The organism is Paenarthrobacter sp. 10L420 (assembly GCF_056395385.1).
Genome location: NZ_JBFTJK010000011.1, coordinates 88211 through 114954 on the forward strand (window position 1 = coordinate 88211; position 26744 = coordinate 114954).

Annotated in this window: 24 protein-coding genes, 1 tRNA gene and 1 pseudogene; 13 read left to right on the forward strand and 13 right to left on the reverse strand. The window is 61.9% G+C overall.

Annotated features, from left to right (window positions below; all coding sequences use genetic code 11):
* Positions 1-22: 22 nt before the first annotated feature.
* From AC1DD5_RS16250 to upp, 3 genes are read right to left on the reverse strand one after another with little or no spacing between them, the layout of a single operon-like run.
* Entirely contained in the window at positions 23-727 is a 705-nt protein-coding gene (locus tag AC1DD5_RS16250) for an HAD-IA family hydrolase (protein ID WP_442017372.1), read from the reverse strand.
* Between the two features lie 45 nt (positions 728-772).
* Positions 773-1150 (reverse strand): VOC family protein, encoded by a 378-nt coding sequence (locus AC1DD5_RS16255; RefSeq protein WP_431118300.1) that lies wholly within the window; start codon positions 1148-1150, stop codon positions 773-775.
* Between the two features lie 48 nt (positions 1151-1198).
* Positions 1199-1834 (reverse strand): uracil phosphoribosyltransferase, encoded by a 636-nt coding sequence (gene upp / locus AC1DD5_RS16260; protein ID WP_442004713.1) that lies wholly within the window; start codon positions 1832-1834, stop codon positions 1199-1201.
* Positions 1835-1856: 22 nt separating this feature from the next.
* Between upp and tadA the strand changes: the two genes are divergently transcribed.
* Positions 1857-2393 (forward strand): tRNA adenosine(34) deaminase TadA, encoded by a 537-nt coding sequence (tadA, locus tag AC1DD5_RS16265; RefSeq protein ID WP_442004712.1) that lies wholly within the window; start codon positions 1857-1859, stop codon positions 2391-2393.
* 21 nt (positions 2394-2414) lie between these two features.
* Positions 2415-2795 (forward strand): VOC family protein, encoded by a 381-nt coding sequence (locus AC1DD5_RS16270; protein ID WP_442004711.1) that lies wholly within the window; start codon positions 2415-2417, stop codon positions 2793-2795.
* Positions 2796-2816: 21 nt separating this feature from the next.
* On the opposite strand, the gene AC1DD5_RS16275 is transcribed toward AC1DD5_RS16270, so the two are convergent.
* From AC1DD5_RS16275 to AC1DD5_RS16290, 4 genes are read right to left on the reverse strand one after another with little or no spacing between them, the layout of a single operon-like run.
* On the reverse strand, positions 2817-4040 hold the full coding sequence (locus AC1DD5_RS16275) for a DNA glycosylase AlkZ-like family protein (protein WP_442017373.1): 1224 nt from the start codon (positions 4038-4040) through the stop codon (positions 2817-2819).
* A gap of 4 nt (positions 4041-4044) precedes the next feature.
* The gene (locus AC1DD5_RS16280) at positions 4045-5052 is read right to left on the reverse strand and encodes a glycosyltransferase family 4 protein (RefSeq protein WP_442017374.1); all 1008 of its coding nucleotides are present in this window, start codon (positions 5050-5052) and stop codon (positions 4045-4047) included.
* Positions 5053-5451: a 6-pyruvoyl trahydropterin synthase family protein gene (locus AC1DD5_RS16285; RefSeq protein WP_442004708.1), complete on the reverse strand. Its 399-nt coding sequence runs from the start codon at positions 5449-5451 to the stop codon at positions 5053-5055.
* A 3-nt stretch (positions 5452-5454) separates the two neighbouring features.
* On the reverse strand, positions 5455-6456 hold the full coding sequence (locus AC1DD5_RS16290) for a zinc-dependent alcohol dehydrogenase (protein ID WP_477522118.1): 1002 nt from the start codon (positions 6454-6456) through the stop codon (positions 5455-5457).
* 160 nt (positions 6457-6616) lie between these two features.
* Here AC1DD5_RS16290 and AC1DD5_RS16295 point away from each other — a divergent pair.
* A tRNA-Ser gene (locus AC1DD5_RS16295) sits at positions 6617-6706 on the forward strand.
* Between the two features lie 136 nt (positions 6707-6842).
* Here the strand turns inward: AC1DD5_RS16295 and AC1DD5_RS16300 are convergent.
* A pseudogene (locus AC1DD5_RS16300) lies at positions 6843-8558 on the reverse strand (peptidoglycan D,D-transpeptidase FtsI family protein).
* 377 nt (positions 8559-8935) lie between these two features.
* On the opposite strand from AC1DD5_RS16300, the gene AC1DD5_RS16305 reads away from it, so the two are divergent.
* The gene (locus AC1DD5_RS16305; RefSeq protein WP_477522119.1) at positions 8936-10519 is read left to right on the forward strand and encodes an ArnT family glycosyltransferase; all 1584 of its coding nucleotides are present in this window, start codon (positions 8936-8938) and stop codon (positions 10517-10519) included.
* Positions 10520-10892: 373 nt separating this feature from the next.
* Complete coding sequence (locus AC1DD5_RS16310) at positions 10893-11987, forward strand: glycosyl hydrolase family 28-related protein (RefSeq protein ID WP_477522145.1); 1095 nt, start codon at positions 10893-10895, stop codon at positions 11985-11987.
* Positions 11988-12416: 429 nt separating this feature from the next.
* On the opposite strand, the gene AC1DD5_RS16315 is transcribed toward AC1DD5_RS16310, so the two are convergent.
* Entirely contained in the window at positions 12417-13079 is a 663-nt protein-coding gene (locus AC1DD5_RS16315) for a hypothetical protein (RefSeq protein WP_477522120.1), read from the reverse strand.
* 154 nt (positions 13080-13233) lie between these two features.
* On the opposite strand from AC1DD5_RS16315, the gene AC1DD5_RS16320 reads away from it, so the two are divergent.
* The 6 genes from AC1DD5_RS16320 (at position 13234) to AC1DD5_RS16345 (ending at position 21912) form a co-directional block, all read left to right on the forward strand.
* Positions 13234-13794 carry an SRPBCC family protein gene (locus tag AC1DD5_RS16320; protein ID WP_477522121.1) on the forward strand — a complete coding sequence of 187 codons (561 nt, stop codon included), beginning with the start codon at positions 13234-13236 and terminating at the stop codon, positions 13792-13794.
* Positions 13795-13932: 138 nt separating this feature from the next.
* Positions 13933-14553, forward strand: coding sequence for a hypothetical protein (locus AC1DD5_RS16325; protein ID WP_477522122.1), 621 nt, complete (start codon positions 13933-13935; stop codon positions 14551-14553).
* 100 nt (positions 14554-14653) lie between these two features.
* Positions 14654-15388: a YcnI family copper-binding membrane protein gene (locus AC1DD5_RS16330; protein WP_477522123.1), complete on the forward strand. Its 735-nt coding sequence runs from the start codon at positions 14654-14656 to the stop codon at positions 15386-15388.
* 114 nt (positions 15389-15502) lie between these two features.
* Positions 15503-16132, forward strand: coding sequence for a DUF4232 domain-containing protein (locus tag AC1DD5_RS16335; protein WP_477522124.1), 630 nt, complete (start codon positions 15503-15505; stop codon positions 16130-16132).
* Positions 16133-16187: 55 nt separating this feature from the next.
* Positions 16188-21089, forward strand: coding sequence for an ATP-dependent helicase (locus AC1DD5_RS16340; protein WP_477522125.1), 4902 nt, complete (start codon positions 16188-16190; stop codon positions 21087-21089).
* Positions 21082-21912 carry a DNA-formamidopyrimidine glycosylase family protein gene (locus AC1DD5_RS16345; RefSeq protein ID WP_477522126.1) on the forward strand — a complete coding sequence of 277 codons (831 nt, stop codon included), beginning with the start codon at positions 21082-21084 and terminating at the stop codon, positions 21910-21912. The genes AC1DD5_RS16340 and AC1DD5_RS16345 overlap by 8 nt, the downstream gene beginning before the upstream one ends.
* A gap of 29 nt (positions 21913-21941) precedes the next feature.
* Here AC1DD5_RS16345 and yczE read toward each other — a convergent pair whose 3' ends face one another.
* Positions 21942-22580 (reverse strand): membrane protein YczE, encoded by a 639-nt coding sequence (gene yczE, locus AC1DD5_RS16350; RefSeq protein WP_477522127.1) that lies wholly within the window; start codon positions 22578-22580, stop codon positions 21942-21944.
* A 60-nt stretch (positions 22581-22640) separates the two neighbouring features.
* On the opposite strand from yczE, the gene yczR reads away from it, so the two are divergent.
* Positions 22641-24095, forward strand: a complete 1455-nt coding sequence (gene yczR, locus AC1DD5_RS16355) for a MocR-like transcription factor YczR (protein ID WP_477522128.1) — start codon at positions 22641-22643, stop codon at positions 24093-24095.
* A gap of 11 nt (positions 24096-24106) precedes the next feature.
* On the opposite strand, the gene AC1DD5_RS16360 is transcribed toward yczR, so the two are convergent.
* Entirely contained in the window at positions 24107-24595 is a 489-nt protein-coding gene (locus AC1DD5_RS16360; RefSeq protein WP_477522129.1) for a DUF4188 domain-containing protein, read from the reverse strand.
* 86 nt (positions 24596-24681) lie between these two features.
* Here AC1DD5_RS16360 and AC1DD5_RS16365 point away from each other — a divergent pair, with 86 nt between their 5' ends.
* Entirely contained in the window at positions 24682-25257 is a 576-nt protein-coding gene (locus AC1DD5_RS16365; RefSeq protein WP_477522130.1) for a TetR-like C-terminal domain-containing protein, read from the forward strand.
* A gap of 88 nt (positions 25258-25345) precedes the next feature.
* On the opposite strand, the gene AC1DD5_RS16370 is transcribed toward AC1DD5_RS16365, so the two are convergent.
* Together AC1DD5_RS16370 and AC1DD5_RS16375 are read right to left on the reverse strand one after the other, a co-directional pair.
* Positions 25346-26038 (reverse strand): SRPBCC family protein, encoded by a 693-nt coding sequence (locus tag AC1DD5_RS16370; protein ID WP_477522131.1) that lies wholly within the window; start codon positions 26036-26038, stop codon positions 25346-25348.
* Positions 26031-26666 (reverse strand): ArsR/SmtB family transcription factor, encoded by a 636-nt coding sequence (locus AC1DD5_RS16375; RefSeq protein ID WP_477522132.1) that lies wholly within the window; start codon positions 26664-26666, stop codon positions 26031-26033. Before AC1DD5_RS16375 ends, AC1DD5_RS16370 begins: the two co-directional genes overlap by 8 nt.
* Positions 26667-26744: the final 78 nt, after the last annotated feature.

Here is a 26744-nt window from a genome sequence, read left to right on the forward strand (position 1 = left end):
GGAACAGCGAAGGCGAACAGTGCTAGAGCGTGAAGGTGATGAGGTGACCGCCGTCGTCGTCTTTCACTGCTGTGACCATCACGGCTGAGTAGTCCGGGATCCGCCACATGCCCGGCTCAAGCTCGCCTCCGGCGTCGCCCACCACCACGGTTCGCATCCCGGCGGCGCGGGCTGCGGCGATACCTGCCGGAGCGTCCTCAAAAACCACGACGTCGGCCGGTTCCGCGCCCAGCAACGCTGCGGCTTTGAGATACCCCTCCGGGTGCGGCTTGCCCCGCGTAACGCCTTCGGCGGTGACGGTAGTCGATGGCATGGAAAGTCCGGCAGCCTTCATCCGGATGTCGGCAAGGATGCGGTCCGCGGACGTGACAAGCGCGATGGCGTCGTCCGGCAATGATGCAAGCAGGGCTTCTGCGCCAGGAAGGGCAATCACGCCGTCGGTCCTGGTGCGTTCCATCTCGCCCAGCTCGGCCGTCAAAGCTTCAAGATCAGCTCCTGCCGGAGCATAACGGCGCACAGTATCGCCCGCTTGCACCCCGTGTGACGTCCGCAGGATTTCGTTGTAGTCGAGGCCGTATCGTTCGGCGAACTCCAGCCATACTTGCTCGACGATCGCCGTGGAATCAACCAGTGTTCCGTCCATGTCGAACAGGACAGCACGAACCGTCAGGGTAGAGGATCGCTCGGCGTGTGCGGAAGGCGAGGTTGGCTCGGCAGGATGGCTCATGCATCCATCCTGCCGCACCATGCAGGGGTTGCGGCTAACTGTGACTTAGCCGTTGGGCCGGTGCGGAATGTACTGCACAGCCCACTTATTGCCGTCGGGGTCCGCAAAATGGACGAAGTGTCCCCAGTCCTGAACGTCGATATCACTGACCTCGACGCCATTGGCCTTGAGCTGTTCGTGGGCTTTATTGATGTCGCTCACCACTATTTGAAGGGATGGCGCTGTCCCGGGAGGAGCATCGCTGAGGCCCTCCCCGATCGCGATGGAACAAGCCGATCCCGGCGGCGTCAACTGCACAAAGCGGATGCCGTCCATGGGACGCTCATCGAAATCGGCATTGAAACCAACTTTGTTGACGTAGAAATCCTTCGCGCGATCCACGTCGGACACAGGGACAAACACCAGTTCAAGTTTCCAGTCCATGCGCCACAGGCTAACGGGGCGCGCAGGAAAGCGGTAGAGGCGTACGGATTAGCCGGCCACGCCGTAGAGGCGGTCGCCGGCGTCGCCCAAGCCTGGAACGATATATGACCTGTCGTTCAGCTTCTCGTCAATCGAAGCGAGGACTACCGTCACATTGGCGTCCTGCAGTTCCTCCTCCAACTTGGCGAGGCCTTCCGGAGCAGCCAGCAGGCAGATGCACGTAACGTCGGAGGCGCCGCGTTTGAAGAGGAATTTGATGGCTTCGCGCAAGGTGCCGCCGGTGGCAAGCATGGGGTCCAGCACGAAGATCTGACGTCCGGTGAGGTCCTCGGGAAGGCGCTCGGCGTAGGTGATGATGTCCAGTGTCTCTTCGTCGCGGGCCATGCCCAGGAAGCCGACCTCAGCGGTGGGGACCAGTTTGGTCATGCCCTCAAGCATTCCCAGCCCAGCGCGCAGGATGGGAACCACCAAGGGCGTCGGCTTGGTGAACGCCGTGCCGATGGTCTTTGTGACAGGAGTCTCGATCTCCACTGGCTGTGTCTTGACCTCGCGGGTGGCCTCGTAGGCCAGGAGGGTGACGAGTTCTTCAGTGAGCTGCCGGAAGACCGGTGAAGGGGTGTTCTTATCCCGCAGTACGGTGAGCTTGTGAGCGACCAGCGGGTGGTCCACGACGAGTGTGCGCATCGTCCAAAACTATCATTGAGACATGAGCGCCACGGAGCCGTATCACGCTGAACACATGGCTTGGATGGGCCTCGCCCTGGACGAGGCCCGATTGGCGATGGAAACGGACGACGTGCCGATCGGCGCGGTCGTTCTAGGACCCGACGGCGGTGTGCTGGGTTCAGGGCGCAACGAACGGGAAGCACACGGGGACCCGACCGCCCACGCAGAGATCGTCGCCATCCGCGAGGCCGCGGCTGCCCTGCAACGCCATGCCCTCGAATTGGGCGAAGGCGGCGACGGGTGGCGGCTCGAGGACTGCACCTTGGTGGTAACCCTTGAACCGTGTGCCATGTGCGCCGGGGCGATCGTCCTGGCACGGATTCCCCGCGTCGTGTTTGGCGCGTGGGATGAGAAAGCCGGGGCCGCAGGTTCGGTGTTCGATATCCTCCGCGAGCGCCGGCTCAACCACTGGGTGGAGGTGTATGCAGGAGTGCGCGAGGAAGAATGCGCAACGCTCCTCCGGGACTTCTTCGCTACACATCGTGTGCCGGCAGCGGAGCACCGCTCACCCGCCTGAGCTCTATGTAAGGAGCCAATCATGACAATCGCTTTCAACCACACCATCGTCTACGCCACGGACAAGCACGCGTCGGCTGCGTTTCTGGCCCGCATCCTTGGGCTTCCCGCACCACAGCTCATGTGGTCCTTCGTCACTGTTTCCTTGGAAAACGGCGTCACCCTGGATTTCCTCGATGCCACAGGAACCATCGCGCCCCAGCACTACGCCTTCCTGGTCAGCGAAGAGGAGTTCGATGCGATCTTTTTGCGGATCACGGCCGAACACATTCCCTATTGGGCCGATCCCGCACGTTCCCGTGCGCAACAAATCAACCACAACGACGGCGGCCGCGGGATCTACTTCAGCGACCCGGACGGGCACTTCCTTGAAGCAATCACCCGGCCGTATGGTTCGGGCTGAATGCCTTTCGGGCTGAGTGCGTTACAGACCAGCGGCCTCGTTGAGGGCGTCGATCCGTAGCTGCCGGGACGCCGGTGAGTCCAGGCTGAACGACCTGAAGTCGCCGAGTTCATCGCGGATCCATGCTTCTATTTCGGCGATGCGCTTGCTGACTGCGGCAGTGGGCTTGGCGAACGTCCACGCCGCGATGCGTTCGTTGCCGGGATCATACTGCCACAGGCCGATGATCCGGCCCCGGTCCAGAATCGGGTGATCCGGGAGGTCGGCCTGAAGCGCAAGGGTGGTGTCCAGGACCTTCTTTCCTTTGTCCTCCTCTGCGAACATCTCAGCCGAATTCCGCCTGTGGAGGACCAGTGAGTCGGTGCCTGCAAGCAACTGGATCTGCTCGTCGCCGGGTTCTTGGAAGTCGGCCAAGCGTTCGACGTCGTCCGGCAGCATCCACAGCACGTCACCGTTCGCGGTGGCCACTTCCACGGCCCCGACGCCGGCGAGCGCCGCTTTGGTCTGGGCTACGGTGAACGCAGTGAACCACTGGCTCTGCTTGAGAGTCGCTCCGCCTGTCCAGCGCAAGTACCGTTCGAGCAGGAGGCGGCGAGCGCCGTCGTCGTCGATTTTGCTGGGCCCAAGGCCCCACTTGGTGTAGGCATAACGCTGCTGGTCGAGGCGGCCGTTGATGGGGACCCGGCGGATGCGGCCGTCGGCCTGAAGCAGGCCCAGGGCCGTGGGCAGCGTGGTGGCTGCACCCTTCTTCTTGCCTTCCTCCCCGAGGCTCCGGACAGAATCGCCCAGTTGGTCCTTGAGCTGCCTGGGATCCAGGGGATCGCTGGACTCCTGCAGGGCGTGCTCCACTTGGTCCTCTAGAAGGGTGATCTCGCTGCGCTCCACGCCGAGTCGCGCCAATACCTTGAAGGGTGCAACGGCGGCGTCGCGGCCGATCTGCAGGCCCCAGGCGAAGTCGGCCCGGCCCAGTACGTACGTGCAGCCGCGGGCAGTGGGGAGTTCGTGGATGTTGAGTTCTTTGACATCGCGGTCGGCCTGTTCCCGACTGATTCCCGCCCTCGCAAACAGGGTGAGGTACGGATTGGCGCCGCCCACCGAGCGTGCCCATCCGGCGTGATCGAGGACTTCCTCGGATGTCTTTCCTGCGAGCGACCCGTCGAGGCCCTGTTTGTGCCAGGCCCAGGCCCGGAGGTGCTCCGCGGTGAGGGTTGCTGCGGCCGGAATGGTCTGGACTTTGGGCGTCATGGCCCTATTCTGCACCCTCGCCGGTTCCGAGGGCTTTCAGAACCTTTGCTGCTGTGGTGTCCCACCCGGGAAGGTTGGCCCGGGCCTGGATTGCGGCAGTGCGCCAGGTCTGCTGGAGTTCGTGGTCGCTAAGCCATCTCCGGATGGTGCTGGCAAGGTTGTTGGGCTGTGTTAGGTCAAGCGCCGTCCCCGCTCCTGCGCTTCCGAGCGCTTCCACGGCACCGGTCCCCTGCCGGACAAGAACCGGTACGCCATGGGCCAATGACTCCGTCACCACCAGGCCGAACGCCTCGGACTTCGAAATGAGGATGCTGAGATCGGCTTTGCGCCACTGATCCTCCAACAATTCTCCGGTCAACTCGCCGGTGATGATGATGCGGTTTTGGAGGCCATGACGTTCGACGGCGGCCCTCACCTTCGTCGCGTACGCCGGGTCAGCGTGTTCCGTGCCGATCAGGGCCGCGGCCCACGGAAGGTCCTTCAGTGTGGCGAGGGCTTCCACCAGTTCTGATTGGCTCTTATTGGGCAGCAGCGCGGCGAGGGCGATGATGTGCGGGGGTTCCGAGCCCTTGGCAATTTCAGCCGCTTCAACACCGGGATGGGCGATCACCACGTTTTTGAGGCCATGCCTGTTTTCCAGTTCCGCGACGGCGTGGGCGCTGGGGCAGACAACGCCTGAGGCTGCAGCCAGAGCCCGGGCTTCAAGATCCGCGTGATCGGCCAGCGCCATATGAGAGAGTACCCACACCTTGGTTCCTGCACTCACCGCGCCCGCCACCTCTTCCGGGGCCCCGCTCGCAACCAAACCGTCGGCAATCACTGTAGCGCCGCCGTCGAGCACTTCCGCGAACCGGCGCCGGTCTGCCGCGCTCCCAACCGGCCAATCGCCGTCGACGATGACTGTCTCGACCCCGACGCCCAGGGCCATCAGGTGCTCGGCGAGTTTGGCGTTGTACTTGTTCCCGCCGGAACCATGCCGGACGTTTCCCGGCACCAGGAAGCGGATGTGCACTTACTTGACCGGGAGCTCCAGTGAATATCCTGCCCACGCGTCCGGATTCTCGCGAAGGACGACGTCGATACCGCTGAGGGCCGGCCCATCCTCTGTGTTCTGGATCCGGGTGGCAACGGCGTCGGCGATGTGCTTCGCCAACGCCTCCGTGGTGGACAACTTGCCCTTGAACGCAGGGTGTTCGTCGAGGTTCTTGTAGTTCAGGTCTTCAAGAATTTCCTCAAGAATGCCGCCTGCCGCGCCAATATCCAGGACGATTGCGTCCTCGTTGAGCTCGGTGCGGCGGAAGGTCACTTCGGCGACGAACGTGGCACCGTGGAGGCCCTGCGCTGGGCCGAAGGCTTCGCGGGGAAGGCTGTGGGCGATCATGAAATGGCGTCGGACGGTCAGGCTGAACATGTCTTACTCCTCCGGCTTTGGATAGGCGACCACATGGCAAAAGCCGCCAGGCTTTTCAAACAACTTAACGAGGCTGGTGGGCAGATTCTGAAATTGGCATTCGCTGCTCAGGAACGTGTCGAACACCGGGTCTCTTAATTGGTTCGCGGCGAGTTCGAGGCGCTGGGCGTTGGTTCTTCTGTGTCTCCTCGGCAGCGCCACCACGCCCACTTGGCTGGAGCGGATCGTCAGCCTGCGCGCGTGGAAATCCTCGCCCAGCGGCAGAGTGACTTCCTTGTCAGCGAACCATGAAAGCTCGATCACGTCGGAATCGTCGCCAGCAAGTTGAAGGCTCAGTTTGAGTCCCTCGTTGGCGGCGGAGCAGTGGAAAACGATGTCGCAATCGTTCTCTGCTTCGTCCGGGAGCGCGAAGTTGATGTTGAGTTTTTCGGCGAGATCTCTCTTGTCCGTATCTGCGTCCACGAGTTGCAGCCGGCCGAGCGGATACTTTCGGAGTATGGTCGCCAGAACGCCGCCCACCAAGCCACCCCCGACGACGGCGACACGGTCTCCCAGCCTGGGCCCGGCTTCCCAGAGGGCATTGATGGCCACCTCCACGATGCCCGTGAGTACGGCCCGGCGCGCAGGCACGTCGGCCGGTATGGCTGTGAGCTGATTCGTCGGGACGACATAGAAATCCTGGTGCGGGTGCAGACTGAAAACCGTTTTGCCGAGCCAGTTGTCCGGGCCTTGTTCTACGACGCCCACGGACAGGTAGCCGTACTTGACCGGGCCGGGGAAGTCGCCTTCTTGATGCGGCGCATGCATCAGATCCGCCACGCGCTCCGGGACCCGCCCCTCATGCACAACACGCTCCGTGCCGCGGCTGACGCCCGAGTAAAGGGTCCTGACGAGGGCTTCTTTGGGGCCCGGCGTTGGTATGGCCTCCGGGCGCAACTCACCGTGTCCCGACTCAGTGACCCAATAGGCCTGGGCCTCGTGTTCTTGTTCGTGCGAGATAGTCATGATGCTTATGAATCTATCGCTGGGCCGGTGCGGGCGGAAGTTGGCGTGGGTTGTCGGCGTTTCCCGGGTGGTTGGTGGTTGGCTCGCTTGCGGCTCGTTTGCGGCTCGTTTGCGGCTCGTTTTGGGGAACGGGCCCCAACTCCGATACCCTATTTCAGTTGGTGACGTGTCCGAGCGGCCGAAGGTGCAACACTCGAAATGTTGTTTGGTGTAAAAGCCAACGTGGGTTCAAATCCCACCGTCACCGCCACGTTGAAAGGCCCTGCTTCCCTTTGTTTATGAGGGATGCGGGGCCTTTTGCTTTGGTCGGACTGGGCGCGTGGTTCGGCGGGCTTCTTCTATATCAGCAGCCACGTCGCTCCCCCGGCTGGTTTTGCCGGCTGGGTCTAGTATTTCTGTGCCAGGCTCACGGACGGCGTTGTCGAGGGAGGCACTTGATATTTCGCCAGGACCCTGGCCATGACGTCGTTGAATACGCCAGCTTCACTAATACCGTAGATATTTCCCTTCGGGCGCTGAACATTGACCATCACAACGTATTGCGGGTCGTCCATGGGCGCCATTCCCACAAATGATGCCGTGAAGCCGTTAAAGCCGGCCCCGGTCTCGGCAACCGCTTCGGCTGTTCCTGTCTTGCCTCCGACGCGTTAGCCAGGAACCTTCACGTCCCTGGCGCCGCCAGCGGTGACAACACTTTCAAGAATGTCCCGCACCTGGTGGGCGGTGTCCTTACTGATGACTTCGGTTCCCGACGCAGGTGTCTCAGCATGCTCGATGCCTGCCTGATCGATGATGGATTCGACGAGCCGGGGTTGTAGCCTCACTCCGTCGTTGGCGATCGCCTGGAACGCCATTGTCGTCTGCAGCGGCGTCTGCGCAACCCCCTGCCCAAAGAGAACGGAGAACTCCTGGCGGGAATCCCACGTATCGGGTTGAGCCAGCAGACCAGGTGATTCGCCAGGCAGTGGTATGCCTGATTTCTCGCCAATACCGAATTTCCGCAGGTAGTCATACCGCTGCTCGCGCGACAGCTTCTCGCCAACCATGACAGTCCCAGTGTTCATGGAATCGCCGATGATGCCAGCGAACGTGCGCTGCTGCGTTTCGTGCACGAAAGAATCCTGGAAGGTCTGGCCATTCACGGTATACGTCGGCGGGACAAGGAGCTGGGACAACGGCTCAATCTTTCCTTCCTGGATGGCGGCCGCTGCGGTGATTGCCTTTTCTGTTGATCCTGGTTCGATCGCCGCCGTGACTGACCTTGCACCCCGGTCGCCAGGTGGCGTCGCCCCGGGAACATTGGGATCGACCGTGCCGGTTTCCGCCATGGCACGGATCTTGCCTGTCTTTGACTCGACCACCACGATGTTGCCGTACTCCGCACGTTGAGCCTGGACCTGTTTCTCAATGGACTGCTGCGCGTAAAACTGCAGGTCACCATCGATTGTCAGCTTCACCGTCGCCCCGTCCACAGCCGGCGTAATTCTGTTCGTGGCTGTTGGAATGATGATTCCGTCCGCACCGATCTGAAAGGTCCGTTCCCCATCGGAGCCTTTCAGCTCCTCGTTCAACGTTTGCTCGATACCGGCGGCCCCTCCTTCATCATTGACGTAGCCAACGATGCTGCCGCCAACAGGGCCCAGAGGATACGTACGCTGCTGGACCGGACGGGACTTGACTCCGGGAATCCGAAGTTCGGCAATCGTGGCCTCTACTGCCGAGGAGACGGACCGCGCGAGGTATGCAAATTGACTGCCGCCTTTCATGGCCGTCCTGATGTCTTCGTCGGAGCGGCCCAGGGCTTCTGCCAGATCACGAAGGCCGGTGTCCCGGTCAATGTCGGCGATAGTGCCGTCTGCTGCCTGTCGAGGAAAAGAGAGATTGGCTGTATTTTCCCGGGGCGATCCGATGATGTCGTAACGAATAATGCTCTCGGCCAGAACGACACCTGAAGCATCCACGATCTTTCCTCGGGATGCGCCCAATACCGATGACTGCGTTCGCAAAGCGTCACCTGCCTCCGCCAGTCCGGTGGGGTCAAAACCTTGGACAACAATGACCCGCCCGGCAATGACCAACAGGAACACCAACATGACCCCCATGCCGATGCGGAGCCGTTGACGCCCTCTTTTCGCGTTCACTCGGGCGGAAGAAATTGCTGGTACCGACTATTCACTTTAGGACGTCCTTGTATTTGGCCAGCGCGGAAGGGCCACCGCTATCCATTAGGTGTCCGCACTCCCCCAAACATGATGCAGATCGCCGTGATCCGCCCTGTCTGAAGCGGGAAGTATGGACGCTAAACCTAACTTCCATTTCGTGACGCGAAAATCTAAAGAATTAATCAAACCGAGACTAAATGCATAATTGACCCTTGCCATTCAGCACTAGCGAGCGAAAGCTCAATTGTTTGAATCGAGAAAAATCCATTACCTTTGAAAATCGTGCATGTAGCGCATCAACCACTCTGAGGAGCGTCATGAACCCGCTGGATCAAGCCGAAGCATCTCCGCCACATTTTCGAGTGCGGAAGCCGGCCAGCATGTCTTCCTCGGCGCTTCGAAATCCTTGGTGGATCGCGTTGTCTGTCGGATTGCTGGCCCTGGCGTTCCGGGTGTTCGGCATTCAGCGGGCAAACGATGTATTTATCGACGAAGTTACCTACGCGGACCTGGCCAGAGAAATTGCTGATGGGAAAATGCCATCAATTCTCGGCAACCCTTTTTTTCTTCATCCCCCGGCCTCGTACGCTCTGAACGCGCTCGTAATACGCGTGCTCGGTCTTGAGGGCCACCCCATGGACCTGGCTTTGCAATTGCGCTGGGTCAACACGGTCCTCGGAGCATTGACGGTGGTTGTCTGCTTTCTGTTGGTGCGCCGTCTGGTCGGAGTAGGACCAGCTGCGGTGGCTGCCGTCATACAGGCCAGTGATCCCTTTGTCCTCCGCATGGACGGGCGCTTGATGATGGAGACTCCAGCTGGCCTGGCTGTACTGTCGGGATGGCTACTCGTCCTTCACCTGATAGACCGCAAGTGGGACCGCACACGCTTGTGGCTTGAACTCAGCGCCGGGTTGGTCTTCGGGCTGGCAATCGTCACCAAAGACATGACTGCTGCGTTCACTGTCGTCCCGCTCGTGGCCGCCACGTTCTGGCGTAGAACCGTTCCACTGCTTACAGCTCTGCGAATCCTCGTCGTTTCCGCCGTGCCCTATTTGATCTATCTAGGCGTGATCGGAGCAAACGGCCTGCTTCCGCAGTTCATCGAACAAAAGTCGGTGGGCGTTCTAAGAATGATGGGAGCCGTTCAAATGACCGGCTTCAATTCAGTTCCGGGCGTGAACCTGACAGAACGGCTTATAGACATGGCTGGCCGGTTCGGCACCAGCTATCTGCTCCTGGGGCTATCGATTCTGGCCGGTGCCGTGGCCGTCACCTCACAGGTGACGAGTCGGCGCGTCATTGGCTTGTTTTCGCTTTTCACAGGTTTCGTGGGCATCTATTCAGTTTTCTTTGGGGCGGCAGAAGAACAATTTGGATACTGCGTTGTTCTTGCAGCCCTGGTTTCAACGCCGGTGGCTCTGGCGATGTTGGTTTCGTGGCGACCACGACTTCGCAGGATCACAACTGCCGCCGTGGCAGTCGTGGCAGTTCTCAGTCTCGGTTTGGGCATACAGGCAAGGTCAGTCGTGGACGACGGGCTTGTCCGCGCACGAGATTGGATGAACGCCGAACTGCCCGGATCTTCCAAGGTGGGGTTGACGTCGGTAACCGGTGAATTCGCACTAATGCCACACGAAGGTTGGGAGGTTTTGCCCTCGTTGCAGTCGTTAAGGAACGCTGGCGCCGAGTACGTCCTGACTCAGGGAAGGCCGCTGAGCGAGGGCTACGGCTTCGCGGCTCCTGAACTCCTGGACTGGCTGGAGGGCAATGCTCAGCCGGTTTTCATTTTTACCGGACCCACTTCAGGTGAGACGGTCATTTGGAAGCTGGACCGAACTAAGCTGGACGCCGCAGTCGCCGGAGGGACGATCCTGCCACCGATAAATGGCGGATACCGGTAGAGGCAGGATTCTAATCTCATGGCCGGATCCCAGGCATGAAGCACGGCCCACGCCTGAATAGATGCCAGCCGAGACACCCTTGGGAAGTCGTTCTTCACGTCACGTTTACAGAGCTGCAGGCACTAAAGAAGTAAAGGCGACCGGGACAAGTGAACGATCCGCGTCGTAGTCATCAGCCTCGAGAATTTGATCGGACACTAAATCAATGACTTATTACATCGACAGCTCTGGGCTCCACTCGTCGCCGCCGTGTGGTGCAAATGATGAGTCTTCTCCGGCAGCTGCAAAGGTGTCAGGTAGGAGTCGGAGCAAGCGCCAGCGCCTGCTCCATTTCGTAACTTCTGCAAGCGCTACACTTCTGGTCTTGATTGCAATGACGCCGGCAGCGCCCGCCGCGACTGCGACATGGGTTCAGAATTTCGTGCCTCTTGCAGTTACGTCGTCCCGCACTTTAAGTGGTGCCACGGGTAGCAGCGCGACCAACCTTTACCCCGTCACGGCCACTCCAGATGACGCCATCGACGATACGGCCGCCATCCAAGGCAGGATCAATGTGGCAGGCGCGGCCGGCGGTGGCGTTGTGAAACTATCTGCGGGGACGTTTGTTATCAACGGCAAACTTCGCATGGCGAGCAATGTGAAACTCGAAGGATCCGGGCCAACAACCGTTTTGAAGGCCGGGCCAACCTTCATGAACAACAGCGGTCCGGCGGGCGGTTTTCCGATCGTGACGACGGCAGGGGCCGACAATACAACACTGACGAACTTCACTGCAGATCAGTCAGGTGACACTCTGAACGGCAACGTCACGGGCCGGTTGAATGAGTACATGATTGACGTCCGCGACTCGTTGAACTCGCTCGTCCAAGGTGTTCACACGAAAAACCCTTTGACGTACTCAATTGCGTTCGTCGGCGGTTCCACCTGGTGCGTCAAGGACAGCAGCACTGAATCTACAACCAACGGCAAATATGTTGAACTGGACGGCATCCACGCAATGAACACGAGTAACGGCGACATTGTTGGGAACGTCGTTGACCAACGCAAAGGCACCGATGGGGATGACGGAATCGCCATCCACACGTACGGCGCCGAGGACGTTCACGACGTCAGGATCGCGAACAACGACGTGCGCGGCGGTCGTCATGGCGCCGGGATCGACCTCGCTGGCGGATCCGGCGTGATTTACAACATTGATCTCACGGGTAACACCGTCTGGGGTTCCCCACGCGGGCTGCACGACGCTTATTACGATGGAACGCAGCAAATCCATCACATCCAGATCGTGGGGAACACCTTTAGGAACAACGACATCCAGACTGCCGGAGGGGCCATCGACTTCGAGCGCGCGGTGAGGTACGTGACAATGACGGACAACACGGCCTGCAGCTCAGGCGGTTACAACCTTCCGGCCGGCACGGGGAATGTGAACCTCAGGAACACTCTGACCGCGACGTGCGGAGATTGACTGCTCCCGGTAACTAATCCTGATAGGTTTCCCTGTAATCCTTGGGAGCTTCAATGCGTGCTAGGCGACGGTTTCTGAGAGCCACTTTGCTGGCCGCGACTTTAGGGCTTCTCGCTGTTTCTTCGTGTGCGCAACCAGGCGATCCTGCCTGTGAAGTATCCACTTCCACTGCGAACCCGGTGGAGGTGTCTTCAGGGACATCTGGGCCTGCATCCGCCACAACGATGCAATCGCCGACACCTTTGCCGAGTCGCACCCCTACGGATAAGTGCTTAGACAACACACAAGTGTTGAGATAGGACCACAGCTCAGCGCAGCGGGCCTCCCGGGGAGCCAGCATCACCGTCGATTCCTATGGCGGTGTGCTCGGTCAGGAAACTGCCGCAGTGCCAACAGCCTGGATATAACCGTTCATTTCTCATCGGTAAATTACTGCCAGGACATCGTGAACCAGATGATCGCGATGACATAGCCCACCAGCGCCAGTAAAGCGAAGCGTCGGGGCGTGCCGACTGGGTTCTTCTTGGTAAAGCCGAAGAACGAGTTGATATTGAACAAATGAAGCAGCAACCCTCCGCCGAGCAGTCCGGCGAACATCGAGGGAGGCGCCACCAAAAGAACAGTTACGGCAAAGAACGCATACTCCAGGACGAATGCCAGTCGGGGGCGGCTCCATAAACCAAAACCTACACGTCGATCACTCCGCCCCCAGCCAAGAACTGGAAGGTCCCGGAGGTGGACCACCACATCCAGAAGCCAGTGAGACAGGACGCCAACCCAGAACAGGACACCCACAAGGACACTCTGGTAGATCACGCCAGCCAGCAGTGCAGGCACAATGCTGAGCGCACCACCGAGGACCAGCGAATGCGAGTAAGGGTATGAAGTGAATTTGACCCGGGACTGCAACGGATTGTTGGGGTCCACTTTCACCGACTCTTTGCCAGCAAAGACCAATGCAGGCCAAACAATGTCCGGCCACGCAACTGCGACCGCGATTGGTAAGGCGGGCGTTTCAGGCGCCACTGCGAGAATAACCGCAGCTGCGGCGAAATGACCTATATACACAATCGCCAAGCCTAGCGTCGGCATCGAATGACTATCTCAATCTGCCACCTCGAATCGCCTTTGCACCCACCACACGCGGCACTCACCACAAGCGAGATCCCGGGCGCTCCCGGAAAGCTAAGGCGCGAAGACCAACCTCTCGGTACGATTAGCAGCGGAGGCACCAATGGCCAGGTCAATGCAACGAACCAGCAAAAGCACCGACTACGAGTTCCTTACGGTCTGGAGAGTGGCCGGAACGCGAGAGGAAGTGGTGGATGTCCTCGGTAACGCGGCCACCCTCAAACAGTGGTGGCCCTCGGTGTACCTCAAGGTGACACCCGTGGCGCAAGGCAACGCGGACGGCGTGGGCGCCTCGTTCGACCTCCACACCAAGGGCTGGCTCCCGTACACCCTGCGTTGGCGGCTCACCGTTACCGAACCCATTACCCTGCACGGCTTTGCGCTCAAAGCCGAGGGAGACCTCAACGGCACGGGCCGCTGGACTTTCGAAACCGACGGCCCGGAAGTCGTCATCACCTACGACTGGCGGGTCAGCACAGCGAAGCCACTCCTGCGAAAGCTGAGCTGGCTTCTGAAGCCTGCGTTCTCGGCCAACCATCACTGGGCCATGGCGCGTGGCGAGGAAAGCCTGAAACTTGAGCTCCGCCGTCGTCGGCCTGGTGCGGATCTCAGCCGCATACCGGAACCACCCGGACCAACCTTTGTGCGTACTAAGGGCCGACTTTCAGAGCAATAAGCCCGGGGCCAGCATCTCCACATGCGCGCAAAGTATCCACATAGGCACCCATCCGAGGCCAGTCCGGCTCCGAACTCCCGATAGAATCAAGACGCTGACAACAGGCAGTATCCAGCCAGACGATCGAGGGAGGACTCCGTGCGCTCATCGCAGCCGAGGGCACCCTTCCATGCGTTGCGGTCCGGTGCGATCTCGCTCGTCATAGTGCTTCTTGCAGCTGGGGCTCACGTGATCGGCGGCGGGGAACTACCCACTACCGTGGTGTTGTTGGCCCTTGTCGCATTGACAGGATTGGCCGCGACGCTGGCTACGCGCTTCAAGCTCAACTTGACCGCCATGACGGCCTTGCTTGGAACCAGCCAGCTCGTGCTCCATGAAGCCTTCACGGCTTTGAGTCCAGTAGCGGCAACAGCTCAAGTAAACGCGCACCACGCCGCTGCCGAACCTCTGACTCCCTTGCTCTACACAGCCACGCCCCACGTCCATGAGCTCGGCACCACTGCGGGCACCGTAATGTTGATTGGCCACATCCTGGCGACCATCGGCTCTGCTGTGATCCTGGCCAAGGGCGAGGATGCACTGTGGCAGCTGGGGGCCTGGCTGCGTCCTTTAGTTGCGCTGCCCACCCTGCTGTTCAGGCCCGACGCCGGCGCCTCCCCTATCGCCGTCGGTGCGCCTGACGTTTTCCTGCCCCGCCCTTGGCGGAACCTGAGGCAAGACAGCCGCCGCGGCCCGCCCGCCGTCGTCGTTCTTCCCTGATTCCGCCCGGCACCAGCGCGACGCACTAAGCAGACGCCTTTGGTGACGGGCCACAACCCCGTACCCGGCGCCGATACTGGCGCCCCTGAAAGGCAATCCCATGAAGAAGTCCACCATCCGCCGCACCCTGTCCGCGACCGCCGCCGCTGGCGGAACCGCTGTTCTGATGATGGCCGGCCTCGCCGGAGCATCCGCACATGTATCAGCCGATCCGAACAAGACTGCTGCCAACTCGTACGCACTGTTGACGTTCGGCATCCCCCACGGCTGCGACACGTTCGGCACAACAAAAGTCGCTATCTCGTTGCCCGAGGAACTGACCGATGCTCAGCCCACGGTCAACCCAAACTGGACTGTCGAGAAGGTTACGGAGACGTTAGCCGCACCGAAGAAGCTCGACGATGGCACCACCATCACCAAGCGGACCAGCCAGATCGTCTACACAGCCAAGGCTCCGTTGGACCCACATCTTCGTGATGCTTTGGTTCTCTCGGTCAAGCTGCCCGACGCCGCCGGCAAGACGCTCTACTTCCCGACGCTGCAGACCTGCGAGCAGGGCCAGACTGACTGGTCGGAGATACCAAAGGATGGACAAGACGAGCACGAGCTCAAAGCACCGGCCCCGTCCGTCACCATCACACCTGCCGAAGCCGAAGGCGACCACCACGCAGGCACGGTGTCCACCGAGCAGGCCTCATCGGTAACCGACGATGGATCACAGGCCCGCAGCTGGGCCGGCCTTATCGCCGGCATCGCTGGTTTGGGCCTGGGCGGCGCCGCGTTCTTCCGCGGCCGGTCAGCAAAGACAGCAGCAGTCAAGGACGACGCCAAGTAAAAGCGTGAACCTTTAGGGGATTGGCGTTCGGAAAGATTACGATCCGGACGCCAATCCAATTTCCTTGCCGTGGCTCAATTGACTCCCGTCACACCCGGCGCAAGGCTGGTGCCCATGTGGACTCAGCGCATCAAAACTGGACTTGTGACGACGACGGCCGCAGCCTCGCTGCTGCTCCTTGCTGCTTGTGGGCCAAGCCCAAGCCCGGCTGGAAGCAGCAGCGCCCCTCCCACCTCCTCTTCCGCATCTCCGACGTCGGCCTCTCCCAGCGCGAGCAACTCGGCTTCGCCGTCCGGAACGGCCACCTCCGCAGCGCCTGCGGCCGAAGGCCAATGCAAGGCCGGTTCCCTCACCGCCGCCACTGATTCCACCGGCGGCGGCGCTGCTGGGAGCATCTACGAGAAACTGATCCTGACGAACTCCGGAACCACGCCTTGCACCTTGGAAGGCTTCGCGGGAGTTTCCCTGACGGCCGATGCCAACGGTGCCCCTATCGGCGAGCCTGCTACCCGTGAAACCACTACGCCTGTCACCAAGATCGAGCTTGCCCCAGGGAAGTCGGCGTGGGCTGAACTGCGTTACACCCAGGCTGGAAACTATGGCGATTGCACCAAGGTTCCGGCGGCTGGTTACCGCATCTACCCGCCTAACGACACAGCGTCACTGTTCGTCGCTGAGCAACACGATGCCTGCAGCAACGCAGGCATCAAACTCCTGACCATCACTGCCTTCCAGGCTGTCTAACCATCAGCCCACGGCTCGGGCTTATTCTGTCTGAGCCGTGGGGCATGATGGAGGAATGCAGGAGCAGCAGGCGTCCATCGGCGCCATAGGCCGTTTCAGCCAGGCAACCAGGGAATGGTTCCTTGGCGCTTTTTCCGCGCCCACTCCCGCCCAGGATGGTGCGTGGAACGCTATCTCGTCGGGCTCACATGCCCTGGTGGTGGCCCCCACTGGTTCCGGTAAGACCCTCGCCGCTTTCCTTTGGGCCTTGGACCGGTTGCATTCCACGCCGTCGGATACGTTGCCCGGATTGGAGTCCGTCCCCGACGGGAAGGGCCGCGCGAAGCGTCCCAAGACAAAGACCCGCGTCCTTTATATATCGCCCCTTAAAGCACTGGGTGTTGATGTGGAGCGGAACCTTCGCTCACCGCTCATCGGGATAACCCAAACTGCCAAGCGATTGGGGCTCCCGGCACCTCTGGTTACTGTCGGCGTCCGTTCCGGAGACACGACGGCGGCAGATCGCCGCTCGCTGTTATCGAACCCGCCGGACATCCTGATCACCACGCCGGAGTCCCTGTTCTTGATGCTGACGTCCCGTGCCAGGGAAACGCTGAGCGAAGTAGACACCATCATCATTGACGAAGTGCATGCTGTGGCAGGAACCAAGCGGGGCGCCCACCTCGCCGTGTCCTTGGAAAGGCTTGATGCCCTTCTACCGAAGCCTGCCCAGCGGATCGGCCTCTCCGCTACGGTGCAGCCGCGTGAACTTGTTGCCCAGTTCCTGGCGGGCCAAGCCCCTGTGGAAATTGTGGCTCCGCCGTCCAAGAAGAACTGGAATCTCACAGTCACTGTGCCTGTGGAGGACATGTCGGACCTCCAAGGGGCTGCGGGCGCCTTTGACTCCGGCCCTGCTTCCGGGCTTCAACCCCAAGCATCCATCTGGCCCCATGTTGAGGAACAGATTGTCGATCTTGTCCTTTCCAAGCAGTCCACCATCGTCTTCGCCAACTCACGCCGCTTGGCCGAACGGCTGACAGCCCGATTAAACGAGATCTATGCCGAACGGCAAATGCTGGCCGCGGCCGGAGGAGAGTGGGGCGCTCCCGACAACGCAGAGGATTCGGGAAGCTGGGGCACCGGGCCGACTGCCAAAACCGCTCCCGTGTCCACGGCGACGCCGGCCCATTTGATGGCCCAGGCCGGCAGCACGAGCGGAGCGGATCCCGTGTTGGCACGCGCCCACCACGGCTCGGTTTCCAAGGACCAGCGGGCCATGATCGAGGATGACCTGAAGTCGGGCAGGCTGCGCTGCGTCGTTGCCACCTCGTCACTGGAACTTGGCATTGATATGGGAGCCGTGGACCTGGTCATCCAGGTAGAGTCACCGCCCTCGGTAGCCAGCGGCCTGCAGCGTGTAGGGCGTGCCGGCCACCAAGTGGGCGAGATCTCCGAGGGCGTGTTGTTCCCCAAACACCGGGCTGACCTCCTTCACACCACCGTCACAGTCGAACGGATGCTAAGCGGCCAAATCGAGCGCCTAAGCATCCCCATGAATCCTTTGGACATCCTTGCCCAGCAAACTGTGGCCGCTACGGCCCTGGGCAGCATCGACGTCGAGGAATGGTTCAGCACGGTCCGCCGCTCGGCGCCTTTTGCCAGCCTGCCCCGGTCCGCATTTGAGGCCACGCTGGACCTTCTTGCCGGCAGGTATCCGTCCGACGAATTTGCAGAACTTCGGCCACGCATTGTCTGGGACCGCCACGCAGGCACCATCGAGGGCAGGCCAGGGGCGCAGCGCCTTGCCGTCACCTCTGGTGGCACTATTCCGGACAGAGGCCTCTTCGGCGTGTACATCATCGGCACGGAAGTTGAAGGATCCTCGTCCTCTGCGAACGCCGATGGTGAAGGCCCCAGCGCCTCCGCCCGTGCCGCGAAGGGTGGACGCCGCGTGGGTGAGCTCGACGAAGAAATGGTCTACGAATCTCGGGTAGGCGACATCTTTGCCCTCGGAGCCACCAGCTGGAAAATCGAAGACATCACCCACGACCGCGTTTTGGTCTCCCCTGCTTTCGGCCAGCCGGGAAAGCTCCCCTTCTGGAAAGGCGATTCGCTCGGCCGTCCGGTGGATCTCGGCCGCGCTTTAGGAGCCTTCATCCGCGAACTCTCGGCGGCCGACCCCGCGCCAGCCATGGAGCGCTGCCAAGCCAGTGGGCTCGACGCCTTTGCGGCGGGCAACCTGCTGCAATATCTGGAAGAACAGAAGCAGGCTACGAACATCGTTCCCAGCGATCGAACATTGGTCGTGGAACGCTTCCATGATGAGCTCGGGGACTGGCGTGTTGTCCTGCACAGCCCCTTCGGCATGCCTGTTCACGCGCCGTGGGCTCTGGCCGTTGGTCAACGCCTTCAGCAGCGCTACGGCTTGGATGGCTCAGCCATGGCCGCCGATGACGGCATCGTTCTTCGCGTCCCCATGATGGAGGACGAGCCACCCGGCGCCGAGCTGTTCCTCTTCGATCCCGAAGAACTGGAACAGATCGTCACCGCTGAGGTTGGGGGCAGCGCGTTGTTCGCCTCCCGGTTCCGTGAGTGTGCCGCCCGCGCGCTGCTGCTGCCCCGCCAAAACCCCGCCAAGCGCCAACCCCTGTGGCAGCAACGACAACGTTCTGCCCAATTACTGGACGTCGCCCGGAAGTACCCGTCCTTCCCCATCGTGCTCGAAACCGTCCGCGAATGCTTGCAGGATGTTTACGATCTGCCCGCCCTCAAGGACATCGCCGCATCCGTCGAGCGCCGCGAACTGCGCATTGTGGAGACCACCACCCAGCAGCCGTCACCGTTCGCGAAGTCCCTGTTGTTTGGCTACGTGGCACAGTTCCTCTACGAGGGCGATTCCCCCTTGGCGGAGCGTAGGGCGGCGGCCCTCGCCTTGGATTCCACGCTGCTCAATGAGCTTTTGGGCAGGGTGGAGTTGCGCGAGCTTCTTGACGCGGCGGTCATCGATGCCACGGAACGCGAGCTGCAGCGTCTGGTGCCGGACCGTCGCGTGCGCGGAATGGAAGGTGTCGCTGACCTCCTCCGGCTCCTTGGTCCACTCAGCGTCGAGGAAGTGATGGAGCGCCTTGAAGAAGCGGCGGATGCGGGCTCACACCTTGCCGCACTCCAGAAAGCCAACCGCGCGCTGAAGGTAACGATCGGCGGCGTCGAACGTTTTGCAGCAGTGGAAGATGCCGCCCGTCTGCGCGACGCCATCGGTGTTCCCCTGCCCATGGGCGTGCCGCTCGCCTTCATTGAGCCCGTCCACGATCCCCTGGGCGACCTCGTCTCACGGTATGCGCGCACCCACGGACCGTTCACGGCAGCCGAGGCTGCATCCAGGCTGGGACTTGGCGTCGCCGTCGTCAATACTGCACTGAAGCGGCTCGCGGCCGATGGCCGTGTTGTGGAGGGTGAGTTCCGGCCGCATGCCGTGGCGACGGAGAGCAGCACGGTGGAAGCGGCAAATCCAGAGCTCATGTCCGCAGACGCACCGCCGTCCAGCGAATGGTGTGATGCCGAGGTCCTGCGGAAGCTCCGGCGTCGTTCGCTGGCTGCCTTGCGCGCGGAGGTTGAGCCCGTTGACACTGCCGCGTATGGGCGGTTCCTGCCGGCCTGGCAGAACGTGACGGCACCGGGGAAATCGCGGAGCCAGGCATTGCGCGGACTCGATGGCATCATCACGGCGGTCGATCAACTCTCAGGCGTGCCCATCCCCGCTTCCGCATGGGAGCCATTGGTGCTCTCGAGCCGCGTGGCGGACTACAAGCCCGCCATGTTGGACGAACTGATGGCCGCCGGTGAGTTGCTGTGGTCCGGGGCTGGGGCCTTGCCTGGAAACGACGGCTGGATCACCCTCCACGTGGCTGACTCCGCCGAGCTGACGCTCAATCCGGCGCCCGATTTCGAACCCGGCGACGCCCAAAAACGGCTCCTGGACTACTTGGGTGCAGGAGGCGGTTACTTCTTCCGCCAACTCACTGAGGTGGCGGGCGGAATGGACTCTGTGTTGAGCGATGATGCCGTGGTCTCGGCACTCTGGGACCTGGTGTGGGCCGGCCGCGTCACCGGCGACACCTTTGCTCCGGTGCGGGCCATGATCGCCGGCGGGCGCACAGCCCACCGGCAGGTCGCCAAGGCACCTCGCGCCCGTGCCCCGAGAATGAGCAGGTTGGGGCGCTCCCACGGCACGGGCCTTCTGGGATCCCCCGGGCTTACGGGAGGGCGCTATGGTTCTGTGTCCGGCACCGCTCCCGCCCCGCCATCAGCCGTAGGACGCTGGTCCGCGCTGCCTTCGCCCGAACTTGACCCGACCATCCACGCACGCGGCACCGCCGAGCTTCTGCTGGATCGGTATGGCGTGGTCACACGGGGATCGGTCATGGCCGAGAACATTATTGGCGGCTTCGGGCTTATGTATAAAGTCCTGGCAAGACTCGAGGAAGCAGGGCGTTGCCGCCGTGGCTACTTCATCGAGCATCTGGGAGCGGCCCAATTCGCCGTCCCCGCAACGGTGGACAGGCTCCGTTCCTTCACCGAAGATGCGCGCATCACCAAGTCAGAACCCTCGGCACTGGCACTCGCAGCCACGGATCCGGCCAACCCTTACGGCGCCGCGTTGCCTTGGCCTGCACTGTCCGTCGACGCCGGTTCCGGACACCGCCCCGGCCGGAAGGCCGGCGCGCTGGTGGTGATGGTCGACGGCGCGTTGGTCCTATATGTTGAGCGCGGCGGTAAGACTCTTCTCACCTTCAGCCATGACGACGCCGTCCTGGCGGTCGCTGCCGAAGCTTTGGTGGACGTGGTGCGTCGCGGAGCAGTGGACAAGCTTTTCATGGAAAAGGTCAACGGTCACGACCTCCTGGATACGCCGATTGCTGCTGCGCTTGCGGCTGCCGGAGCCTACTCGACGCCGAAGGGGCTACGGATCCGTGCCTGAGGGAGATTCCATTTGGCGGGCAGCCGCGCGCCTCAACGCGGCCTTGGCCGGGCAGGTCATTACAGCTTCAGACTTCCGGGTGCCGCGTTTCGCCACCCTGAACCTTGCGGGTTGGACAATGACCGAGGTGATTCCCCGGGGCAAACACCTGCTCATGCGTTTGGTGGGACCCGCGGACGAGGAACCTGACGCGAGCAGGAAACCCCGTGAGCTGACCATCCACTCCCATCTCAAGATGGAAGGGAGTTGGATGGTCTACCCGCCGGGAGGTCGCTGGACAAAACCAGGACACACTGCGCGTTGCGTGCTGCGGACGGCTTCCGCTGATGCGGTCGGGTTCTCACTGGGCATCCTCGAGGTGGTGCCAACCAGCGAGGAAGATCGAATCGTGGGGCATCTGGGGCCTGATCTGCTCGGGCCTGACTGGGATGAAGAAGAAGCTCTTCGCCGGCTCCAAGCTGAACCCGACGTCCCCATCGGCTACGCCCTCCTCGATCAGCGGAAGCTGGCCGGGATCGGCAACATCTACCGCTGCGAATCATGCTTCCTTTCCGGAATCCACCCCGCGTTGCCTGTGGGCTCAGTGCCGGATCTCGCCAAGACCGTCAACGACGCCAAGAGACTCCTGGGCGAGAACCTCGGTCCAGGCCTGCGGACCACCTTGGGTCCCCGGGCGATGAGGCCCGGCTACTGGGTTTATGGCAGGGCACGCCAGCCATGCAGGCGCTGCGGAACGCCTATTCGCCGTGACGTCCTTGCAGCGCCGGATGGAACCGAGGAGCGCGACATCTACTTCTGTCCCAGATGCCAACCCCTCCCGTAGTCCGTGGGTAGCGCTGGGACGGCTGGCCGTCAGGCGGCCGGCGCGGCCTCCACAGCCTCCGTAGCTTCAGCCGGGGCGGGAGCCTTGGCGGGTTCCGGGACCATGAACTTCGGCAAGAGAACCTGCACGATCGGACCGATTGCCAGAGCGTAAACTACCGTACCGACACCTACGGACCCACCCAGCAAGAAGCCCACGGCCAGGACCACTACTTCAATTCCCGTTCGGACAAGGCGGACGGACCACCCTGTCCGGCGAACCAGTCCCGTCATCAGGCCATCACGGGCTCCCGGGCCGAGGCGTGCTCCGATGTAGCAAGCGGACGCGATCCCATTCAGGATCACCGCGCCGGCCAGCATCGCAATTTGTCCGCCCAGGTGTGAGAACTCCGGGATCAGCCATAAGCCCAGATCAGCAAAGACTCCCACAAGGACGGCGTTTGCCAAGGTTCCGAATCCGGGCATTTGCCGCAGGGGGATCCAGAGGAGGAGGACGAGGAAACTGACCGCGATCACCACAACCCCAATGCTGAAACCGGTCTTTTCCGAAACGCCCTGATGGAAGACGTCCCAAGGGTCAAGGCCAAGACCGGCGCGGATGAACATGGCCAGCGAGATGCCGTACATCGCCAGGCCGATCAGGAGTTGTGTGATTCTTCGGGTCATCATGAATCCATGGTCGTGGAAAACTGGCCTTGTATTCCATAGCCAGTTTGGAATACTGGTCCTATGCCCGGCTCATTGAACCCCACCGCACTCGTCCGCCTCCTGGGCTCTTGGAGTAGCGGCGCCCTGCCCGCCTACCGCGAGCTGGCCGACGTCGTGCGTTTGCTGGTGATGGATGGGCGCATTCCGCTGGACGTCGCGCTGCCCAGTGAGCGTGCGCTGGCGCAGACGCTCGGACTGAGCCGCACCACTGTCACGGCGGCCTACGCGAGCCTTCGCGAACAAGGTTTCCTCACAGCAGGCCAAGGCAGCCGCGGCCGGACAAGCATCCCCCACCGCGACGCACCTGTGAGCGTTCCGGGCCTTGCTGCGCCTGAAGGACTCCTGGACCTGGCGTACGCATCGCTTCCGGCCGCCGGCGAAGTTGTCCACCGGGCGTTCGCTGATGCCCTCACTGAATTGCCTGCGTTGCTCCCCGGCTTCGGGTACGACGCCCTTGGAGTGCCAGCCCTGCGGCAGGCAATCGCGGAGAAGTATGCCGCGGAAGGAGTACCCACTACCGCGGATCAGATCCTCGTGACGTCCGGCGCGCAGCACGCCCTCAATGTGGTTCTCCATACCCTCGTGGGAAAGCAGGACAGGGTTTTGGTGGAACACCCCACTTATCCAAACGCCCTGGATGCCATACGGGCGGCGGGCTGCAAAGTGCTGCCTGTGGCGTTGCCACCCCACGCTTCCCCTGCTTGGGACGTTGATGCCATGGTGTCCACGATGAACCAGCAGCGCCCCGCAATGGCCTACCTTGTCCCTGACTTCCACAACCCCACAGGCCGCATCATGTCCGATCTGCAGCGCCGCCGTTTAGCCCGGGCGGCCGCTGCCGCCGGGACCGTGCTGGTGGTGGACGAGACATTGCGCGGATTGAACCTCGACGCCGTCAAGACCTCGCCGATGTCAGCCTTCAGTGCCACGGTCGTTTCGATCGGCTCGCTCAGCAAGTCGCATTGGGCCGGACTCAGGACGGGCTGGATCCGGGCGGACGAAGCGATGATCACCCGGTTCGTGGCGACAAGGACCACCATGGACCTCGGCGGACCCGTGGTTGAGCAGTTGGCCGCCGCGCGACTGGTCAGGTCATTCGCCGAACCGCTCGATGCCCGCCTGCACGAGCTGCGTCACAACCGGGAGTCCCTGCTCGCACTGCTTGCCGAACACCTGCCGGAATGGGAGGTGGAAAGGCCCCGCGGCGGACTCACCGTATGGTGCCGATTGCCCACTGCCTGCAGCACTGCCCTCACTGTGCTGGCGCCGGATTTCGGGCTTCGCTTGGCAGCCGGACCGCGATTCGGGGTGGGTGGGGCTTTCGAGCATTACCTGCGCGTCCCCTACACATTGCCACCAGCGCAGCTCGAATTCGCCGTCGGCGCCTTGCGCGCCGCCCAGGACAAGCTCGACGCCTCTCCCCAACTCCGCCGGACCCTCAAGGCCGGGCGGCCACCCGCCGTCGCAGTCGCCTAAGCGCCCTCCGGTCACGCTCCCGCAGCTGAACCCATGCGCTGCTTCGCGGTGTTGCTGCCCGGGCCGACGGGAACATGGGAAGTGGCCTTGGCCAAGCCAAAGAGCGGCATGCCGTTGTACACCACTTCAATGCCCGACGCCGGTACCTGGTACGTCTCGTGCCACACCCCGATATCGCCACTGCCGGAAATTTCCTTCATGAACTTCCGCCATGGACCCAAATGTGGGGATTCACGGTCCGCCGCGAAGCGCCTCAGATGCTCGGGACTTTCCCAATAGCTGAGCAGAATGGTGGTGCGCCCGAACCATTGCTCACTCCCGAGCAACCCGGCCTCGGGATTGGCGGCAAGATGCCTCATCATCGTGGGCATGGCTGATGCTACCCGCGCCACCTTGCCCATCTTCCACCAGCGGTTGGCCCGCATTCCGATCAGGAAGACGGTCATTGTTTCGCGCCCAATGTCCGCCGTAAAACGTCCGGGAAAGATCTCCTGTGCCATGTCGCTCCTTTGGTGGGGAACCGGGAATTCTGGGTTCCAAGTTTCGTAACGTTGTTATGAAACGATGTTATGAAACACTTGGAGACATGGCAAGACCCATTGTTCATGATCAGCACGTTCAGCAACGGCTTCTGGAAGTAACCGCAGAGCTCGTGGACCGCGAAGGTCCCGCTCGAGTCACTCTCCGCGACGTCGCCGCGGCCGCAGACACCTCCACCTCGGCGATTTACTCGCTCTTCGGTGGGAAATCGCAACTCTTGACGGCCGCCGTCGACGACGGTTTTCGCTCTTTCGGCGAGTCTCAACAGGACGCGGCCAAAGACGGACTCCTGGGCCTGGGCCGGGCGTACCGCGTCTGGGCTTTGGAACATCCGGCGCTTTACCGGCTCATGTTCAGCGGCGCGCTGGCCGCGTATGTGGATTGCAGCCCGACGCCGGAGGTCGCCTCAGCCTCGATGCTCCCCTTGGTGGACGCAGTTGTCGCCGCCCAATCGTCCGGGAGGATCCGTTCGGAGGACCCCTCCCTCGTTGCAATGGCCATTTGGGGGCAGGTCCACGGGCTCGTCAGCCTGGAGCTGGCGCGGATGAATGAACCCGAAACGGACTGGGCCGGGATCTATGAAGGCTCCCTTGAAGCAGTCGCCCGCGCCTGGGCCCCTTAAGCCCAAAAGTAGGTAGCAGTTGATGCCGTTCTGAATGCTCAAAACGGCATCTACTGCTACCTACTTGGGGCACGCCCGGAAGGTGACCCTACGCGTACACCTTCTCCAGGAACGCACTCCACGTCTTCGCCGTCAGCTCGGAGTCCCCCGAGCCACCGAATTCATGCACGGTCATGCCCACCGGCGCACCGAAAGCGTTCCTGCCGAAGAAGCGGAGCAGCGTGTCGGAGGTGCGCAGGCCCAGGAAGTTCTCGTTGGAGAAGTCCACCTCGCCACTCAGCCGACCCACGCCGTCGACGTCCACCTCAAACGGGGTACCGGCTGACATGCCATCCACGCCCAAAGCCCTTTTCAGCTGCACGAATCCATCCGGAGTCTGCGAAGAAGCCGGCGCTTGGATATCCGTGAAGACCACGGGCTGCCCATCGAAATACTGCAGGTACTGGCCCAGGGTGTGGAGGTAAAACTCCGTGTGCTTGCTGGCGCCGTCGTACTGCTCGTCCCAGTTGTCGGCGAAGATGCCGCTGTGGACATAGTGCAGCTTGGCGCGGCCACCCTCGACGGGCTCCAGGACGTGCTCCAATTGGTTGAACCAACCATTGGGACCCTCCATCCGCGACACAAGGTGACTGGGGTATTCTTCGACGGTTTTCACATCGGGCCACTGATCCGTGGGGAACATCCAGGCCGCCGTGTCCTTGGTAACCGCCTGCCACACCCGCTCTGGAGTGCCCGGCAGTTCGGCGTCCGCCACGATCTCGAATTTCCGGTTGTCAGTCATTGCCTTGTTCCTTTTCTGCTGTTTTTTCCGTTGACGGTGTCTTGAGTGTTGGATGAAGTACGACGACGAGCCGGTGCTTTCGTGCGCCGCCCGCCACTGCGGCAGCACCGCCGTCGTGGTATTTATCGACGAGCCGCGTGACCGCCACGCCGAGCTCTTCAGCGAAAGCGGCACGTTCTGCGGCTGAGCGGAAGGTAATTTCGCCGTCGATCGCGAAGCTTGCGAGCTTCTTCTTGGCAGCGGCCGCACCGGAAATAAGCTTGCCCATTTCCTGGACTGTGCGGGAGGCGAGCGCCAGGAGCCAGAAGGCGGAGAACCTGTCGGAGAAACGCTGCGGATCCGGGGCCACCGAAGCCAACGCGACGGGCGAGATCAGGTACGAGGCCGCCGTCGCCTGAAGAACGCGCTCCGTGACGTTGCCTTTCCGGCGTTCTTCCACAAGCTCCACCAAGCCATGCCGCTCGAGGGCTTTGAGGTGATAGTTGACCTTTTGCCGGGGCAAACCCACCTTGGCGGCCAGTTGAGTGGCCGAGCCCGGCTCCGCCAGCTCTTGAAGTATGCGTGTGCGTATCGGGTCCAACGAGGCCTCTGCCGCCGCTGCGTCCTCAATCACTTCGATGTCCAACATGCTTCAAGTATGCTCACCGACAGTTTTTATTGTCAAGAACTATTTTATCGTCGGCTAGAGTTGCGTTGTGGCAGCCAC

What these genes read in the sequence shown, in the direction of transcription:
- AC1DD5_RS16250 (WP_442017372.1), bottom strand. Translation starts at nt 727, where the DNA reads ATGAGCCATCCTGCCGAGCCAACCTCGCCTTCCGCACACGCCGAGCGA.
- AC1DD5_RS16255 (WP_431118300.1), bottom strand. Translation starts at nt 1,150, where the DNA reads ATGGACTGGAAACTTGAACTGGTGTTTGTCCCTGTGTCCGACGTGGAT.
- upp (WP_442004713.1), bottom strand. Translation starts at nt 1,834, where the DNA reads ATGCGCACACTCGTCGTGGACCACCCGCTGGTCGCTCACAAGCTCACC.
- tadA (WP_442004712.1), top strand. Translation starts at nt 1,857, where the DNA reads ATGAGCGCCACGGAGCCGTATCACGCTGAACACATGGCTTGGATGGGC.
- AC1DD5_RS16270 (WP_442004711.1), top strand. Translation starts at nt 2,415, where the DNA reads ATGACAATCGCTTTCAACCACACCATCGTCTACGCCACGGACAAGCAC.
- AC1DD5_RS16275 (WP_442017373.1), bottom strand. Translation starts at nt 4,040, where the DNA reads ATGACGCCCAAAGTCCAGACCATTCCGGCCGCAGCAACCCTCACCGCG.
- AC1DD5_RS16285 (WP_442004708.1), bottom strand. Translation starts at nt 5,451, where the DNA reads ATGTTCAGCCTGACCGTCCGACGCCATTTCATGATCGCCCACAGCCTT.
- AC1DD5_RS16290 (WP_477522118.1), bottom strand. Translation starts at nt 6,456, where the DNA reads ATGACTATCTCGCACGAACAAGAACACGAGGCCCAGGCCTATTGGGTC.
- AC1DD5_RS16305 (WP_477522119.1), top strand. Translation starts at nt 8,936, where the DNA reads ATGAACCCGCTGGATCAAGCCGAAGCATCTCCGCCACATTTTCGAGTG.
- AC1DD5_RS16310 (WP_477522145.1), top strand. Translation starts at nt 10,893, where the DNA reads ATGACGCCGGCAGCGCCCGCCGCGACTGCGACATGGGTTCAGAATTTC.
- AC1DD5_RS16315 (WP_477522120.1), bottom strand. Translation starts at nt 13,079, where the DNA reads ATGCCGACGCTAGGCTTGGCGATTGTGTATATAGGTCATTTCGCCGCA.
- AC1DD5_RS16320 (WP_477522121.1), top strand. Translation starts at nt 13,234, where the DNA reads ATGCAACGAACCAGCAAAAGCACCGACTACGAGTTCCTTACGGTCTGG.
- AC1DD5_RS16330 (WP_477522123.1), top strand. Translation starts at nt 14,654, where the DNA reads ATGAAGAAGTCCACCATCCGCCGCACCCTGTCCGCGACCGCCGCCGCT.
- AC1DD5_RS16335 (WP_477522124.1), top strand. Translation starts at nt 15,503, where the DNA reads ATGTGGACTCAGCGCATCAAAACTGGACTTGTGACGACGACGGCCGCA.
- AC1DD5_RS16340 (WP_477522125.1), top strand. Translation starts at nt 16,188, where the DNA reads ATGCAGGAGCAGCAGGCGTCCATCGGCGCCATAGGCCGTTTCAGCCAG.
- yczE (WP_477522127.1), bottom strand. Translation starts at nt 22,580, where the DNA reads ATGATGACCCGAAGAATCACACAACTCCTGATCGGCCTGGCGATGTAC.
- yczR (WP_477522128.1), top strand. Translation starts at nt 22,641, where the DNA reads ATGCCCGGCTCATTGAACCCCACCGCACTCGTCCGCCTCCTGGGCTCT.
- AC1DD5_RS16360 (WP_477522129.1), bottom strand. Translation starts at nt 24,595, where the DNA reads ATGGCACAGGAGATCTTTCCCGGACGTTTTACGGCGGACATTGGGCGC.
- AC1DD5_RS16365 (WP_477522130.1), top strand. Translation starts at nt 24,682, where the DNA reads ATGGCAAGACCCATTGTTCATGATCAGCACGTTCAGCAACGGCTTCTG.
- AC1DD5_RS16370 (WP_477522131.1), bottom strand. Translation starts at nt 26,038, where the DNA reads ATGACTGACAACCGGAAATTCGAGATCGTGGCGGACGCCGAACTGCCG.
- AC1DD5_RS16375 (WP_477522132.1), bottom strand. Translation starts at nt 26,666, where the DNA reads ATGTTGGACATCGAAGTGATTGAGGACGCAGCGGCGGCAGAGGCCTCG.